The organism is Flavobacterium sp. GCM10022190 (assembly GCF_042656445.1).
In the GTDB taxonomy this organism is placed as follows: Bacteria; Bacteroidota; Bacteroidia; order Flavobacteriales; family Flavobacteriaceae; genus Flavobacterium; species Flavobacterium nitratireducens.
Window position 1 is genome coordinate 81,676 of sequence record NZ_JBHSOQ010000002.1, and the last position, 16,417, is coordinate 98,092.

The 16,417-nt window shown below is 33.0% G+C and carries 20 protein-coding genes; 3 read left to right on the forward strand and 17 right to left on the reverse strand.

The genetic code is table 11. The features are described 5' to 3' along the window. Positions 1-39: 39 nt before the first annotated feature. Positions 40-591: a DUF4494 domain-containing protein gene (locus ACFPTQ_RS07375; protein ID WP_278035321.1), complete on the forward strand. Its 552-nt coding sequence runs from the start codon at positions 40-42 to the stop codon at positions 589-591. A gap of 246 nt (positions 592-837) precedes the next feature. On the opposite strand, the gene ACFPTQ_RS07380 is transcribed toward ACFPTQ_RS07375, so the two are convergent. After that, positions 838-1,566: a sulfite exporter TauE/SafE family protein gene (locus ACFPTQ_RS07380; protein ID WP_379775763.1), complete on the reverse strand. Its 729-nt coding sequence runs from the start codon at positions 1,564-1,566 to the stop codon at positions 838-840. Positions 1,567-1,873: 307 nt separating this feature from the next. Between ACFPTQ_RS07380 and ACFPTQ_RS07385 the strand changes: the two genes are divergently transcribed. Beyond that, positions 1,874-2,155 (forward strand): hypothetical protein, encoded by a 282-nt coding sequence (locus ACFPTQ_RS07385; protein ID WP_379775766.1) that lies wholly within the window; start codon positions 1,874-1,876, stop codon positions 2,153-2,155. Between the two features lie 284 nt (positions 2,156-2,439). Then, the gene (locus tag ACFPTQ_RS07390) at positions 2,440-2,814 is read left to right on the forward strand and encodes a nuclear transport factor 2 family protein (protein WP_379775769.1); all 375 of its coding nucleotides are present in this window, start codon (positions 2,440-2,442) and stop codon (positions 2,812-2,814) included. A 481-nt stretch (positions 2,815-3,295) separates the two neighbouring features. Here the strand turns inward: ACFPTQ_RS07390 and ACFPTQ_RS07395 are convergent, their stop codons facing one another. The 16 genes from ACFPTQ_RS07395 to ACFPTQ_RS07470 form a co-directional block, all read right to left on the reverse strand. Further along, positions 3,296-3,673 carry a hypothetical protein gene (locus ACFPTQ_RS07395; RefSeq protein WP_379775772.1) on the reverse strand — a complete coding sequence of 126 codons (378 nt, stop codon included), beginning with the start codon at positions 3,671-3,673 and terminating at the stop codon, positions 3,296-3,298. A gap of 158 nt (positions 3,674-3,831) precedes the next feature. Next, on the reverse strand, positions 3,832-4,413 hold the full coding sequence (locus tag ACFPTQ_RS07400) for an outer membrane beta-barrel protein (RefSeq protein ID WP_379775775.1): 582 nt from the start codon (positions 4,411-4,413) through the stop codon (positions 3,832-3,834). A 272-nt stretch (positions 4,414-4,685) separates the two neighbouring features. After that, a complete protein-coding gene (locus ACFPTQ_RS07405; RefSeq protein WP_379775778.1) occupies positions 4,686-5,300 on the reverse strand; it encodes a hypothetical protein in 615 nt (204 codons plus the stop codon). 248 nt (positions 5,301-5,548) lie between these two features. Beyond that, on the reverse strand, positions 5,549-6,310 hold the full coding sequence (gene trpA, locus ACFPTQ_RS07410) for a tryptophan synthase subunit alpha (RefSeq protein ID WP_379775781.1): 762 nt from the start codon (positions 6,308-6,310) through the stop codon (positions 5,549-5,551). A 124-nt stretch (positions 6,311-6,434) separates the two neighbouring features. Then, on the reverse strand, positions 6,435-6,755 hold the full coding sequence (locus tag ACFPTQ_RS07415) for a gamma-glutamylcyclotransferase family protein (protein WP_278035326.1): 321 nt from the start codon (positions 6,753-6,755) through the stop codon (positions 6,435-6,437). A gap of 129 nt (positions 6,756-6,884) precedes the next feature. Beyond that, positions 6,885-8,066, reverse strand: coding sequence for a tryptophan synthase subunit beta (trpB, locus tag ACFPTQ_RS07420; protein WP_379775784.1), 1,182 nt, complete (start codon positions 8,064-8,066; stop codon positions 6,885-6,887). 1 nt (position 8,067) lies between these two features. Next, the gene (locus ACFPTQ_RS07425) at positions 8,068-8,703 is read right to left on the reverse strand and encodes a phosphoribosylanthranilate isomerase (protein ID WP_379775787.1); all 636 of its coding nucleotides are present in this window, start codon (positions 8,701-8,703) and stop codon (positions 8,068-8,070) included. A gap of 139 nt (positions 8,704-8,842) precedes the next feature. After that, positions 8,843-9,634: an indole-3-glycerol phosphate synthase TrpC gene (gene trpC, locus ACFPTQ_RS07430; RefSeq protein WP_379775790.1), complete on the reverse strand. Its 792-nt coding sequence runs from the start codon at positions 9,632-9,634 to the stop codon at positions 8,843-8,845. A gap of 82 nt (positions 9,635-9,716) precedes the next feature. After that, the gene (trpD, locus tag ACFPTQ_RS07435; protein ID WP_278035330.1) at positions 9,717-10,709 is read right to left on the reverse strand and encodes an anthranilate phosphoribosyltransferase; all 993 of its coding nucleotides are present in this window, start codon (positions 10,707-10,709) and stop codon (positions 9,717-9,719) included. 78 nt (positions 10,710-10,787) lie between these two features. Next, complete coding sequence (locus tag ACFPTQ_RS07440) at positions 10,788-11,354, reverse strand: anthranilate synthase component II (RefSeq protein ID WP_379775794.1); 567 nt, start codon at positions 11,352-11,354, stop codon at positions 10,788-10,790. A gap of 73 nt (positions 11,355-11,427) precedes the next feature. Then, positions 11,428-12,828, reverse strand: a complete 1,401-nt coding sequence (locus ACFPTQ_RS07445; protein WP_379775797.1) for an anthranilate synthase component I family protein — start codon at positions 12,826-12,828, stop codon at positions 11,428-11,430. A gap of 315 nt (positions 12,829-13,143) precedes the next feature. After that, a complete protein-coding gene (locus ACFPTQ_RS07450; protein ID WP_379775800.1) occupies positions 13,144-13,710 on the reverse strand; it encodes a YceI family protein in 567 nt (188 codons plus the stop codon). Positions 13,711-13,739: 29 nt separating this feature from the next. Beyond that, the gene (locus ACFPTQ_RS07455; RefSeq protein ID WP_278035334.1) at positions 13,740-14,372 is read right to left on the reverse strand and encodes an NAD(P)H-dependent oxidoreductase; all 633 of its coding nucleotides are present in this window, start codon (positions 14,370-14,372) and stop codon (positions 13,740-13,742) included. A 10-nt stretch (positions 14,373-14,382) separates the two neighbouring features. Further along, complete coding sequence (locus ACFPTQ_RS07460; protein WP_379775804.1) at positions 14,383-14,838, reverse strand: MarR family winged helix-turn-helix transcriptional regulator; 456 nt, start codon at positions 14,836-14,838, stop codon at positions 14,383-14,385. 181 nt (positions 14,839-15,019) lie between these two features. Next, the gene (locus tag ACFPTQ_RS07465; protein WP_379775807.1) at positions 15,020-15,313 is read right to left on the reverse strand and encodes a chaperone modulator CbpM; all 294 of its coding nucleotides are present in this window, start codon (positions 15,311-15,313) and stop codon (positions 15,020-15,022) included. Further along, entirely contained in the window at positions 15,310-16,212 is a 903-nt protein-coding gene (locus ACFPTQ_RS07470; RefSeq protein ID WP_379775810.1) for a DnaJ C-terminal domain-containing protein, read from the reverse strand. Before ACFPTQ_RS07470 ends, ACFPTQ_RS07465 begins: the two co-directional genes overlap by 4 nt. Positions 16,213-16,417 lie beyond the last annotated feature (205 nt).

A 16,417-nucleotide genomic window follows, 5' to 3' on the forward strand; every position in this document is an offset into this window, starting at 1 on the left:
GCTAAAATTTATCTTTGGCATCCTTAAAAAATTAAAAATATGAGCGCAATTTGGTACGAATGCAAAGTAAAATATAGAAAGACGGACGAAACTGGAAATCAAAAAATGGTAGGCGAAATCTATTTGGTAGACGCTATTTCTTTTACTGAAGCCGAAAGTAGAATTAATGAAGAAATGAAGGCTTATGTGAGTGAAGAATTTAAAATTGCGAATATTAAAGTAGCTAATTATGCCGAAATTCATCCTTTTGAAAATGCGGATAGATGGTTTAAGTCCAAAATTTCTTTAATTGCTTACGATGAAGAAAGTGGAAAGGAACGCAAGACCAATATGTATTTTCTGGTTCAGGCTAATGATGTAAAAGAGGCTTATGATAATACTGTTCATACTATGAAAGGCACTATGGGAGATTATAGTATTCCGGCTATTTCAGAATCGGCTGTATTAGACGTTTTCCCTTATTTTAGTGGTGATGAGGACGAGTTAGAACAATTAGAACGATTCAATACCTTAAAAGCTTCAAAACCGGTGATCGCTGAAGTAGAAGATCACATGGAATTTGTAACAGAGACCGAGGAGGAAACAATATAAATTAGGACTGTCCGCTATGCGGACTAAATAAAAAATAGGCCACAGATGACACTGATTGAACAGATAAAAACGGATTTTTACAACTCTTTGTGAATCATAATCTGCGATAATTTGTTAAAATCCGTTTCATCTGTGTGTCAATCTCAATGATGGTTTACGAAACAGATAGTCGATATATAAATTATTGAGATTATAAAGTGCAAAATCGCAAATTAGTACTACCATGTGTAGGCTAGTTTGCGATTTTTATTTGAAGATTATTTTAAAAAGAGTAATAAGACCTGTAATCAAAATCAAAACTAAAACAATCGATTTGAATTGTGTTTCCGAAATCCGACTTAGAATTTTTTTGCCTATGTAGGTTCCTGCAATACTAACACCAAGTAAAATAGGGATGAGGTACAAATCGTGTTGGTGAACATAGCCGTTGTAGGTATATACAAAACTTCTGCTGGAATCAATGGCCAAATCAATAATGGCAGAGGTTGCAATAAAGACTTCCATTTTTAGGTTGTAAGCCGCTAAGGTCATTCCTCTAATGGCTCCACCTGTTCCTAGTAATCCCGCAATTAATCCAGACAAGGTTCCGCCCAGTATGGAATTAGAAAGAGTTGGCTTGATACTAATGTTTTTAAAAACAAGAAAAAACAAACTGATTAGAATTAAGAACGCAGCAAGTGCAATTTCAAGAATTTTAGTTTCAATGTATTTACTGATAAACGATCCTATAATTACAAAAAGAACTGCGGGGACACCTATGGTGAGCAGTAGTTTTTTGTCAAATCCTTTTCTGAAAAAAGCTATTTTAGTGATGTTACTCGAAACATGAAAAAGTGCAGTAATCCCTAAAACCGAATGAAAATCTAAAAAATAACTAGCAATTGGGACAAAGAATAAAGAAGAACCAAATCCGCCTACGGTTCCTAAAATTTCAGCTAGTAACGCTAATAGTATGAATAGGGCTAGATTTTCCAAGAGATGTTGTTTTGGCCAGAAAGGCATTAAGTTATAACAGCTTATTAGCAGGTATTTGTTATGTAAAAATACACTAAAAAGGCATAACTAACTCTTTTTTTTCGAAAAGAAACCCTGTCTATTTGTAGAAAATATTTATGATTTTTTATTCTTAAATTTATAAATGTTTGGTAAAAATTAATAAAATATTGGCAAAAATATAAAGGAAAGTTGCTAAATTTATAATAGGTTATTGTTCGGTTAACTTCTATTTAAGCCCATTATTTAATGACAATAACAAGGAGAGTATTAATTAATTTTTTCAATTATGACAGAAGAATTCACAATTATAGAGAAAGAAGATATTGCTTCTCTAAAGTTTCCAACTACAGATGTATTGGAGGATGATATCGAAGTAAAAACAAGAATAAGCGAGATAAACAGGGCTTTATCTTTAGGGAATTTAGAACACTCAAAAATTAAAATTTTTTTTGAAGACAATGAATCCAAGAAGATTGTCAATACTACCGTTTGGGCGGTAACAGACAAAAATGTCGTTTTAAAGCAAGGGGTTGTAATCCCAATTAATCGAATTTATAAGCTGTTTTAACAGCAAGTTCAATTGTTAAATTTCCCAAATCTATAATTGTATTTTTGAATGTTTTGGGATGGAAAACGGCGCAAGCCTCTTCGGAGTTTGCGCCGTTTTTTATTGTTTTTTCAGGCGAACAGGTATTCGATGAAATCGACAAATAGTTAGTTGCATTTGTAATGTTCCTAGGTTAAAAATTTATCTAATAATTATAATCATTTTTATTTCATAAAACTATTCCATTGGATCATTAAAATTATATTTGTTAAACTTAACATAGATTTATGTTTAGCTAATCAATTATGAAAACTACAACTACTAGAAATCAGGTTGTTGAACATGAGAATATTTTATATCAAGCTATCATAGAAGGAAATATAAACACACTTGAAAAATTACTACATAACGACCTGTTATTTATTATTCCTAATGGAGAAATGATAACCAAAGAAATAGATTTAAATATGTATAGAGAAGGAACATTTAAAGTTAATGAAATTGTTCCCAATATGGAAGCTTTAAATATAATTGATGATGTGGCTGTTGTTGTGGTTTTAATGGAATTGAAAGGAAGTTATAATTCAGAATCTTTTGAGGCAAAATACAGATATATTCGTTTTTGGAAAAACTTCAAAGAGGGTTTAAAAGTTATTGGAGGAAGCGGAATTACAGTTTAATTCAATTCCTACCAAATATTTCAATTAAAATCATTGTTACAAATAAGAATTACTTTGTCAGTATTCGGTTTTAATGAAAATGTGAATTTTTCAAAGGAAAAATCTATAGGTTTCAAATGTGAATCAGAGAGATGGGTAAATTAAAATGATTTAGAAAGTTAGAAGAGATTCAATTGCGTCTGGCTTTAGCCAGATGATAGAATTTAATTGAGATGGGGTTTAGATAAAATCAATACTATTTAGGCTTAAGCCAATTTAAAACCATATCGATAAGTGAATTCCTTTTTCGTCATCTTGTCATTCTGTAAGAATCTCATCCAGCCATTCGATTATCTTTAGTTAAGCTATTTGCTAATTGTTACAGTATCAGAATGCACTAATCAAACATCAAAGAGTGTCTACTTATTTCGTTATCCTTAAATTGAGTGTTTGTAAAGCTTAAAACTAGCAGAAAATTTAAGGCAAATTTTATAGTTGATTTTTATTCTTTTGTCAGTGTATATTTATCTCCATTAGAGTTTGTTAATAGTAGAGTGTTTCCCTTTAGGTTATAATTCCACTCGTAAGACAAAATCAGAGTCCAATCGAAATCGGCTGTCCAAATACATTTATTTTGAAAGTTAATGGAATTGCTTGAAATCGAATAGCTTCCATTACAAATTGCTGGATATCTTGCAGTTTCGCTTTCGCCTGAATATGTTCCATTATTGAACGTTAATTTCACATTAGCAGTAGTTCCATTTCTTTCAAACATCCCCACGTATTCACCATTAATTTCAGTTGGTAATTTTTCGACATCATTATTGCATGAAAGGGTTATAAATACAATCCCTATTAATATTATTTTTATTAGTTTCATAAGTAGCTTTTTTTAATAGATGTGTTTTTGTATGAAACGTTGCGTTATTATGTACGAAGAACTATAATTTAAATATCCTGTGAGTAGTTATTAGTAGCAATCGTTTAGTAGTTTGGGTATCACTTCGCTGTATCATTTTCTTTATTGCAAAGATTTTTTTATAGATTATAACCTATAGTAAATTTTGCGTATCCATTTTTTACTTTTACTCTACTGCCAGTATAATAGTCATATTCTAATAAAGTTGAAAGACCTTGATATATTCCAAATTCAAAGAATAAGTCATTTATTTTGAATCCAGTTCCCAAATTAATTCCTAAATCAATATTAGATTTTATTTTGCCCAAGTTCCTGCTTACTGATTTTTGGTCAAGTAAAAATCCAATTTGAGGTCCAGTAATTAAGTAGATTTTGTCCCAAAATTTAAAATCTAATGAAGTATTTAAATAAGTTAGTTTATAGTCAATTTGGCTTTGTTCTAAACTAATTGTTTGCTTTGTTTTAGTTCTATCTCCTTGTTGAGAAAAAAATAGTTTAGGTCTGAAGTCAATTTTGTCATTGATTTTCAATTCATAAAGAGTTCCTAATTGAAGTCCAAATGATTTTTCTGCAGAAATACTTGAACCAAATCGGTTTGTGAAATAGGAATAATTTAAAGCTGTAAAAATGCCAAGATTTTCTTGTGAGTAAGTTAAATTAAAAACTAGAAATATAAGACTGCTAAAAATAATTTTTCTCATGGTTATAATGTTTGCACGAATTGTTTGTAGATTTTACTTGTTTTTTATCATAGAATGCACCAGTTGGTTTTTTTTAAATGTTTTTTATTGAGCCACGTTGCAAACGCTACGATTTTTTCTTTTCATGTAAGTAGGTACTTAATGTAATCGAACAGCAGTAGCGGTTTAAATTACCATACCCACAATCTTGTCATGTTGACGAAGGAAGCATCTCATCTAGTAACTCGACAAAGTTTAGTGTATGATAGTTGCTTGTTGGTGCGGGTGTTTTTTTAGCTAATCCAAGTTCTCCACTTCTCAACTACTTTCCACTTTCCATTGACTTTTTTTAAGTAAAAACCAGTTCCACTTCCACAAAGACTTCCGCAATGATGTTCTAATTCTACAAAAGCTTTTTGTCTGTCTTGCGAAAAAATTGGAATGGACAAATTGTAAAAATCATATTTTTTTCCGTTTTTCTTTTTTGCTAATTCTATCTCGAGAGTTGTTGAATTTAGTTTTTCCGATATCTCTTTGTCAATCTCTATTTTTTCAGGATTTGAGTTTTGCTCTAATATGCTTAAAGAATCTTTCGATGTAAAGAATTCTTCTCCGTTGACTTTGTCATTTAATAAATTGTTAATATAAATATTTCCGGGAATAGGAGGAAAGACCAGTCCATCTTTCCTTTTGATTGGAATATCAACGGTTATTTTATTCAATTCGCTGCAAAACATTCTAGGATTAGGTCTATTTTTAAAAACATCAAGACTGTCTTGTTGAATAATTGCTTCAACAATTTTGTTTATATCGTCTGTTGATTTAGACGCAAGATTAACTTCTTCACTTTTGGTTTGGCATTTCAAAAAAGTAAAGGCTACGATTAATAAAACGATAAGTTTCTTCATTCAGCTTTTTGTCTTTAGATGCACAGTTTTTAAAAATATCTGCTAACTAGTCTATAAATCTGATAAAATCAGACCTATCACTCCAATTTTGGTTGTATAGGTCTGACGATTGTCAGATATAATTTTACCAAATATATAAATATAATCTTATGTTTTATTAGAAGCACTTATTCTTTAAAACAAAAAATACCGCCAATTCACATTTTAATCTGCGAATTGGCGGTAAATAAATTTATAAAAAGGAAAAACTATCGGATAGCTTTCACAAACTCGGCAATTTTTGTTGTTCCTTCTTCGGATAGGTGTTTGATAAAAGCACTACCAATAATGGCACCTTTGGCGTATTGGGTAGCTTGATTGAAAGTCTCTGCATTGTTGATTCCAAAACCTACAATTTGAGGGTTTTTCAGATTCATGTTGGCAATGCGTTTGAAATAATCTTCTTGTACGTTTCCAAAGCCAGCGGAAGATCCCGTTACACTCGCTGAACTTACCATATAAATAAATCCGCTGGAAACACTGTCAATAAAACGAATACGCTCGTCAGAAGTTTGTGGGGTAATCAAAAAGATGTTGATTAGTCCGTATTTGTCAAAAATAGCCTTGTATTCTTCTGCATAGACCGCCACCGGTAAGTCAGGAATAATCAATCCGTCAATGCCAATTTCAGCACATTTTTGGCAAAAAGCTTCCACACCATATTGCAACATCGGGTTGAAATAGCCCATGATAATTAACGGAATAGAAACGGTTTTACGAATGGCTGCCAATTGGTCAAACAGGATTTGAGTGGTCATTCCGTTGTGCAAAGCTGCTGTAGAACTCGCCTGAATGGTTGGTCCATCAGCCAATGGATCGCTAAAAGGCAAACCAATTTCAATTAAGTCGATACCATTTTTTTCTAAGTCTTGGATAATTTGTACCGTATCATTTAGATTTGGATATCCCGCCGAGAAATAGATGGATAGTATTTTTTTGTCTTCTTGTAATTTTTGTTCGATTCTGTTCATTGTATAGTTTCGATTTTTACCACTAATTGTATTTTTATTGTAAACCATTAATTAATTAAGTATAGTTAAGACTTAATTTTCTTAATGTCTTAATGGTAAAATTAATAGTTAATGCTATTTGTTTTTAATTAGTAACAATATAAGCCCAAGCGGTTTGTAGCGACTCTAAGGTTACTTCAATTCGTTTGTAGTGTAAACCTTCGTAGGTGTCGGCGCGATTTACATCTTCTTCAGTAATATCATAGACAATTCCTGTTACGATGTCATCTGGATTATCAGTCGCCGTAATAATAGGATATTTTTCTAAACCAAATTCTTCTTCGATTTCGATATAATTGATAACAAATCCAATCAATCGATCGGGAACACCTGATAAAGTGCGTCCAAATATTGTTTCTTGAATATGTTTGTCTTTTAATGTTCCGTAAGCAAATAATTTTTCCATTGGTGCTATTTTGAAAATTAAATTTTCTTGTTTTTTGCGTTAGGGATGGCAGCGGTAGCTCCCGATTTTTCATCGGGACTATAGCGTACAGCCCGACCCCGATTTTTTCTATCGGGGGTAACGCCCTAATTAATATTTAAAATATTCGATATAATTGTTTAAATCCTTATCGCCTCGACCTGAAAGACAAATTACTACGATGTCTTCTGGTTTGAATTTTCTTTCGTCTAAAACTGCAAAAGCGTGCGATGATTCAATTGCAGGAATAATACCTTCTAATTTGCTCAATTGTAAACCGGCATTCATTGCATCGTCATCGGTTATCGAGAAGAATTCAGCGCGACCACTTTCGGATAAATGGGCGTGCATAGGTCCTACACCTGGGTAATCTAAACCAGCGGAAATAGAATAAGGCTCCGTGATTTGTCCGTCGTCTGTTTGCATTAAAAGGGTTTTGCAACCGTGAATGATTCCTACTTTTCCTAATTTACTAGTAGCGGCACTATATCCCGTATCAATTCCTTTTCCTGCTGCTTCTACAGCAATGATACCTACTTCTTGTTCGTGTAAAAAGTGGTAAAAAGTTCCAGCAGCATTACTACCGCCACCTATACAAGCGACAACGTAATCTGGATTTTCACGTCCTTCTTTTTCTTTTAATTGCCATTTTATTTCTTCTGAAATGACACTTTGAAAACGGGTTACCATATCAGGGTAGGGATGTGGTCCAATAGCTGAACCTATAATATAATGCGTATCTACAGGGTTGTTAATCCAGTCACGAATGGCTTCGTTAGTCGCGTCTTTTAACGTTCTAGAACCTGAAAGCGCAGGGCGTACCGTTGCACCTAACATTTTCATACGCGCTACGTTTGGAGCTTGGCGGGCAATGTCAATTTCTCCCATGTACACAATACATTCCAATCCCATTAAGGCACATACCGTAGCGGTGGCCACACCATGTTGTCCTGCACCAGTTTCGGCAATAATACGTTTTTTACCAAGTTTCTTAGCTACTAAGATTTGCCCGATAGTATTGTTGATTTTGTGTGCTCCAGTATGATTTAAATCTTCTCTTTTTAGATAGATTTTAGTATTGTATTTTTCAGAAAGGCGTTTGGCAAAATACAACGGGCTGGGACGGCCTACATAGTCTTTTAATAATTGGTCAAACTCAGCTTTAAAATCTGGTTCGGCCATGATTTTTAAATAGTTTTGGCGTAACTCCTCTACATTTGGATATAACATTTCAGGGATGTAAGCTCCTCCAAATTGGCCATAATAGCCTTTTTCATCAACGTTGTATAACATTTTATTTGTTTTTTATTATTGGGGACAATTCGCGAATTGTCCTTACATCATTGGTATTTTTCAATCCAGGTTCTATTTCAAATTTACTGTTTACATCAATAGCATAAATAGGTAAATCCGTTTTTAGTATTTCATTAACAGCATTCATTTCGTTAAGACCAATTCCGCCACTCAGGAAAAAAGGTTTTTTTGAAGGGTATTTTTCCAATACTTTCCAGTCAAATGTAGTTCCGTTTCCTCCAGGTAATTTTCCTTTGGTATCAAAAAGAAAATAATCGCATACTCCTTCAAATGGAGCAAGAACAGCGAAATCAAAATCATCGGCAACCGAAAAGACTTTGATTATCTCGATAGAAGCTGCTAAACTAGCTTTCAAATTTACGCAAAATTCTACAGATTCTTTACCATGTAATTGTACAGCCTGCAAATTATGTATTTCTACTTTGCTAACAATATTTTCAATCGTTTCATCAACAAAAACGCCTGTTTTTTTTATGGATTCGGGCAGTTGTGGAATGACAGCGTCAAAATATCGGGCTGATTTTTCCCAAAAGATAAATCCCATATAATCGGGTAGGAGCGTCCCTACTTCGAGTATATTATCGGGATATTTCATGCCGCAGACTTTTAGTTTCATAATTTGTTTTTTTTAACCGCAAAGTTTTTTTTACCGCAAAGGACAGAAAGCCCTTCGACAGGCTCAGCGTAACACGCAAAGTAAACAAAGCTGTAAGCTGAATACTGAATACTGAATACTGAATACTGCCTTCTAATTCCTAACTTCTAACTTCTAACTCCTTAATAAATTCCGTTGCTGCTTGTCCAGCATTATCCGTTTTCATAAAGTTTTCACCAATTAGGAATCCTTTATAACCATAAGGTTTTAGTTCTTGGATGGCTTCAATCGAACTAATACCGCTTTCAGAAACTTTAACAAAGTCATTTGGAATCATGTCGGCCAATTGCTTGCTGAAATCCAAACTCACTTCAAAAGTTTTTAAATTTCTATTGTTCACCCCAATCATATCTAAAGTAGGCATGATGGATTTTTCTAATTCTTCTTGATTGTGAACTTCTAATAAAACTTCTAGTCCTAAATTTTTAGCAAATTCCGATAAGGATTTGATTTCTTCGCGTGTTAAAACCGCCGCGATTAGTAAAATCAAATCGGCGCCATGGGCTTTTGCTTCTAGGATTTGGTACTCATCTACAATGAATTCTTTTCTTAATAATGGAATGTTTACCGAAGCTCTGGCTAATACTAAATCGTCTAGCGAACCGCCAAAGTATTTTCCATCTGTTAAAACCGAAATTCCACAAGCGCCTGCATTTTCATAGCCTTTTACTACTTCTTCCACTGAAAAACTATGATTGATAACCGCTTTCGAAGGCGAACGACGTTTGTGCTCGGCAATGATTCCTGAGTTGCTGTTTCTTAGATTGTTGCTTAAAGAAATGATTTTTTTTCCAAAGAAAACCGATGCTTCCAATTGGGAAACAGGAATAATTGATTTTTTAAGTTCGACTTCTCTCTTTTTATCAATGATGATTCTATCTAATATGTTCATTGTTTTTTGTTTAGAGTTTAATTGGTTTAAGGTTTAAAAAGTTCGAGTGCTGAAACTTTGAACCTTAAACTTTAAACTAAATTTATCTGCTTAATTCTTGTAATTTTTTCAAGGCTGCTAATCCTTTTCCAGAGAATAAGCTTTCCTTAGCTTGTTCAAATCCTTCAAGAGGTGTACAACCAGTAACAGTTGCAATTGCCAGTGCTGCATTGGCACAAACCACATTGTTTTGTGCTTCAGTTCCTTTTCCAGAAATAATATCGATAAACATTTGAGCCGATTCAGCAACGGTTTTTCCACCTTCGATATCACTTTGTTTAATTCGTTGCACACCAAAATCTTCTGGATGAATCATTCCTTCAGTACTATGAGTGATTACCTTGGTTGCACCTGTTAAAGATACTTCGTCATAGCCATCTAAGGCGTGAACAATGGTAAAATTACTATCGGTATTTTGATATAAATAGCCATACATTCGAGCTAATTCGAGGTTAAAAACACCTAATAATTGGTTTTTAGGAAATGACGGATTAATCATTGGTCCTAAAATATTGAAAATAGTTCTTACCCCTAATTCTTTTCGGATAGGTCCCACGTTTTTCATTGCGGGGTGAAATAGAGGAGCATGTAAAATACATATTCCAGCCTGATCCACACATTTTTTTAGAAAATCCTGATCGTTACTAAATTTAACGCCTAAACTTTCCATTACATTACTAGAACCAGTGATCGAGGAAACCCCGTAATTTCCGTGTTTGGTTACTTTTACACCTGCTCCTGCTGTAATAAATGAAGCCAAAGTAGAGATGTTAAAGGTGTCTTTTCCATCACCTCCTGTACCCACTAAATCGATAGTGTTGTACTCGGATAAATCGATACGCACACACAATTCCTGAAGTGCTTCTCTAAATCCTGATAGCTCTTCAATGCTTATGCTTCGCATCATATATACGGTTAAAAATGCTGCAATCTGACTTGGGTTGTAGCTCCCGTTAGAAATATTAACCAAAACGTTTTTTGCTTCTTCTCTCGAAAGTAATTCGTTATTGATTAATCTATTTAATATGTTTTTCATTTTTTTAAGTTGCTAAGAATTTTGGTGACGAAAATTCTAAGTTTTTTTAACTGAATACTGAAATCTGCAAACTGCTTACTAACTATTTACCCAGTTTTCAAGCATTTTTTTACCATTTGGTGTCAAAACACTTTCTGGGTGAAATTGTACCCCACGTACATCGTAGCTTTTATGGCGTAAGGACATTACTTGACCATTTTCATCAAAAGAAGTGGCTTCTAAACTATCTGGCAAAGTGGCGTCTACAACCCATGAATGGTAACGTCCTACTTCAAATTCTTTTTCTAAACCTTGAAAGGTGATTTCGTCATCAACAACGGTTTTTACGGTCGTCGCTACGCCGTGGTACACCTTGTCTAAGTTAGATAAGGTACCACCATAAACTTCTCCAATAGCTTGTTGGCCTAAACAAACACCAAAAATACTTTTTGTGGGGCCATATTTTTCGATAACAGGTTTGAGCAACCCCGCTTCATCTGGAATTCCAGGGCCTGGTGACAAAAGAATTTTATCAAATTGAGCAACATCCTCTAATTCAAATTCATCATTTCTATATACTGTAACCGCACAATTTAAATCTTCCAAATAATGTACTAAATTGTAAGTGAAGCTATCGTAATTATCTATAACTAATATTTTTTTCATTTTATTTTTTGGTTTAAAGTTTTAGGTTCAGAGTATAAAAAACTGAACACTAAAAACTGAACACTGAATACTTTTATATTGTTTCTGCCAAATCTAAAGCGGTATTTAAAGCTCTTAATTTGTTATACACTTCCTGCATTTCACTTTCTTCGTTAGAGCTCGCTACGATACCGGCACCTGCTTGGCAATGCAATTGATGGTTTTTACTCAAGAACGTTCGGATCATTATTGCATGATTAAAATTGCCTTCAAAATCCATAAAACCAATTGCTCCACCATAAAAACTTCGACTCGTGGTTTCATAATCTTCAATTAATTGCATCGCTCGGTGTTTAGGAGCACCACTTAAAGTTCCTGCTGGAAAAGTATCCGCAACGACTTGCATGGTTGTCGCATTATCGTGTAAATGTCCAGTAACTTTAGAAACCAAGTGGATTACGTGTGAGAAGAATTGCACCTCTCTATAACGCTCTACATTTACATTATGTCCGTGACGACTTAAGTCATTTCGAGCTAAGTCCACTAACATTACGTGTTCACTGTTTTCTTTTTTATCTTCTGATAATTGTTTGGCCAATACAGCATCTTTTTCGTCATCACCTGTTCTTTTGAATGTACCAGCTATAGGATGAATTTCGGCTTTACGGTCTTTTACGATGATTTGTGCTTCTGGAGAAGATCCAAAAATTTTGAAATCACCATAGTCAAAGAAGAATAGGTAAGGAGAAGGGTTGATGCTTCTCAATGCACGATATACATTGAATTCGTCCCCTTTGAAACCTTGGGTAAAACGTCTAGAAAGTACTAATTGAAATACATCTCCACGGAAACAATGTTTTTTTGCCAAGGCTACATTGTGTTTGAACTCTTCATCCGTTAAATTAGAGAAGCCATCACCTTCTTTTGTAAATTTATAAGAAGGAATATTTCTAGACTGCATCAATTGTTCGATTTCATCGATATTATTTCGGTCGTCTACACTGTGACAAAAAATATACGCTTCATTTTTAAAATGATTGATGGCTATGATGTTTTGATACACGGCATAATATACATCCGGAATGGCATTGCTATTTTCTTTTTTGGCAATACTAATTTTTTCAAAATAACGAACCGCATCATAAGAAATATAACCAAATAAACCATTGTTGATGAATTTAAAATTGGTTTTCTCTGATTCGAATTTTCCTGAGAATTGCTGAATTACTTCTGGGATATCCGTTTGTGGATCGATTGCAATTGTTTCGGTAGTACCATCTGGAAATTGCTTAATAATGGTTTCGTTTTCAATTTTAATGGATGCAATAGGATTACAGCAGATATAAGAGAAACTATTATCATTTCCGTGATAATCACTACTTTCTAGCAATAAACTGTTAGGAAATTTATCTCTGATTTTAAAATACACGCTAACAGGGGTTATAGTGTCAGCTAGTATTTGCTTAAATTTTGTATTTAATTTAAATGGTTTCAATTGTAAAATAGTTAAAATTTATAAGCATTTGTTTGTTTTTCGTTTGGCATAAAAAAAAGGCCTGTCGTGATGACAAGCCTTTTATATTTATAGATTATAATACCATAGGAGCTTACTTCACGACTATTGACGTAAATTGTTCCACCACCAAGTATTATTTGTAATTGTTGTTTTCATATTGCAAATATAAGAATGTAATTTTAATATGCAAATGTTACAAAATAAAAAAAATAAACAATGTTTAGTTGATTCGTTAAAACACAAAAAACCCCTAAGGTTTGAAGTTAGGGGCTCTTGTAATAGTTTAATGCTATATTAGAATTTGATAGCTACAGCTAATTCAAAATCATCATAGATTGTTTTGTCTCCTAATCCTTGGAAGAAGTTTCCAGAACCGTATTTAATATCGTATTTAGTTCTATCTACTTTGAAAGCAGTTGTAGCTGTATTTCCTTTTACTGCTAAATCAAAACTAACTGGTTTAGTAATTCCTTTGATTGTTAAGTCAGCAGTTACAGCATAAACGTCTTTTGCTTTTGCACCAATTTTTTTGATAACCAAAGTTGCAGTTGGGAATTTTTCAGTTCCAAAGAAATCGTCTGCTTTTAAGTGACCATTTAATTTTGCTTGGTAATCTCCGCTTAAATCAGTTGCATTCAAAGAAGTCATGTCTACAGTAAATGTTCCACCAACTAATTTTTTTCCTTTAAATACTACAGCTCCATCTTTGAAGTTTACAGTTCCTGAGTGTTCACCAGTTACTTTTTTACCAACCCATTTGATTGTTGATGCTTTAGCATCGATTTTTTTAGTTTGAGCGTTTACTGAAATTCCAGCTACAGCTACGAATAATGCAATTGCAATTGTTTTTAAATTTTTCATGATTGTTCTAATTTGATTTTAATTAATAATTATAAAGTGATAAATAATTCTTGTTCTGATTTTCTAACTTTTGGATAATGTTGCGTTGTGTCTTCCTCATGTCTATAACCCAAAGTAGCAATTAGCGAAGCGTTTAACCCTAATTTGTCTAAACCTAAAATTTCATTTACTTGAGTAGGATCAAAACCTTCCATAGGTGTTACATCAATTTTTAAATCGGCTGCTGCATTCAATAAGTTACCCATCGCTAAATAGGTTTGTTTTGAAGTCCAAACATTCTTAGTTTCTTCAGGTAAAGTTAGTATTTTAGATTTCATAAAATCGCCAAATCCTACTAATGTATCCACAGGAATATTTCTTGTAGCACTCATATTATTGATGTAGCTGTCGATAGATTGTTCGGCTAAATTAGTTTCATTAGCAAAAACGATAAGATGTGAAGCATCAACAATTTGGGATTGTCCCCAAGCCGCTGGTTGAATTTTAGCTCTCAATTCTGAATTTTCAACAATGATTACTTTGTAAGGTTGTAATCCGTAAGACGAAGAGCTTAAACGAATGGCTTCTTTTAAAATGTTTAAATCTTGATTTGATATTTTTTTAGTTGCATCAAATTTTTTTGTTGCATATCTCCAATTTTGATTTTCTATAAAGGTATTCATGATATTATATTTATTGATTTCTGTATTTTTCTAATAGTTCATTTAATTGTTCCAATTCTTCTTTACTCAGATTTGCTGTCAAAGCATTTTCGTGAGCAGTTACTTTAGGGTCTAATTCAGATAGAACATTTAGCCCTTTTTGAGTAATTGCAACTTCAATTTTACGTCTGTTGTCTGGGCAAACGTTTCTAGTAACTAATTCTTTTAATAATAGCTTATCTACCAGTCTTGTTGTGTTACTTGTTTTGGCAATCATTCGTTCTTGAATGACACACATATTAGCTGGATTCCCTTTTTGACCTCTTAGGATTCGTAATACATTGTATTGTTCTCCTGATAAATCATAAGGTTTTAAAACTTCATTAAACTTTTCATTCAAAATATTGCAGGTGTACATGATATTGAGAATAATTTTCTTTGAAAGGTCTAATGCGACCGTACTTTTTATTTCATCTTCAATTTTCATTCCAATGCTTTTTTTATTTGTTGGTACAAATGTAACACTTTTTTTATTTGTATATACAAATATTACCATTGAAAATTTCATATTTTTTTGTTAAGATTATAACAATAGGCTGTGATTACCTTATTTTATGGGGATTTGTGTTATTAGTTAAAAAAAGTTTTTATTGGATTACTTGATGAAATTAATTTTCATAAAGTAACAATCTGTTTCTAACTCTTAGTAATTCAGCTTGTAAAGCATCGATTTTTTGCAGTAAATTAAGGACAACATCAATTCCTTCAATGTTAACTTGTAGTTCTTTGTGCATACGAACAATTTTTTCAATTTCATAAATAGATTCTTTATGAACATATTGAATGTTGTCTACAAACTGAATTTCAATTAGGCCATTTTCGTCAAGTGTGTTAAAAAAACTCATCTCAAGTTTGTAATGTTGGCATAAGGTATTTATTGGGATAAAATTTTCGGTATTCATGATGTTTTTAGTTTAGAAAGTTCTGTAAATAATTCTAATTCTCTTGGAGTAAGCTTTGTAGGGATGGCTATTTGAAAGCTAATGTACAAATCGCCAAAAGCGCCTTCTTTTTTATATACAGGAAAGCCTTTTCCTTTCAGTTTTACCTTCGTTCCGTTTTGGGTACCTGGAGGGATAGTAAGTTTAGCTTTTCCGTCAAAAGTAGCTACGGTAATTTCTCCTCCTAAAATGGCTTTATACAAGTCGAGCTCTACGGTAGTGTATAAATTGTCTTTATCGCGTTTAAAATCAGCTTGATTATTTATTGTAAATGTAATGTACAAATCTCCTTTAGGTCCTCCGTTTCTTCCTTCGCCACCATGTCCAGCAATTTTAATAGTTTGTCCGTTTTCGATACCTGCTGGAATCGTAAACCGAATAGTGTTGCCATTAACAGTAATCGTTTTTTTATGAGTAGTGTAGGCTTCTTTTAAATCAAGTTGGAGTTCGGCTGTGAAATCTTGTCCTTTAAAAGGATGAGTAGAAGTGCGACTTTTTCCTCTGCTACCAAAAAGTGATTCAAAGAAATCCGAATAATCGTCACTAGCGTCTCTACCATAACTATTAAAATCTTCATGAGGTTCACTGGTGTTGTAATAGCGTTGTCCTTGATGTGCTTTTTCATATTCAGCAGCATGCTCCCAATGTTCGCCGTAAGCATCGTATTTTTTTCTTTTTTCAGGATTGCTTAATACTTCATTTGCTTCGTTTACTTCTTTGAATTTTTTTTCTGCTTCTTTGTCATTCGGATTGATGTCGGGATGGTATTTACGGGCTAGTTTTCGATAGGCCTTTTTAATATCAGCTTCAGTAGCATTTTTTTCTACTTCTAACACTTTGTAATAATCTATAAATGCCATAATAAATTGATTTTATAATTATTAATGGGTTAGTTTTTTTAAAAGAAATCACAATTAAAAGGGTTTAAATAAGTGCAACTTAGTACTATAAATTTAGTTAAAATTTAGGTGATATTGGATAGTTTGATAGTGTTTTTTTAATTGTTAATGCTAGGCTAGTTGGAATTATAAGAGGTAAAAAAAATGCCTGAAAAGCAATTCTTCA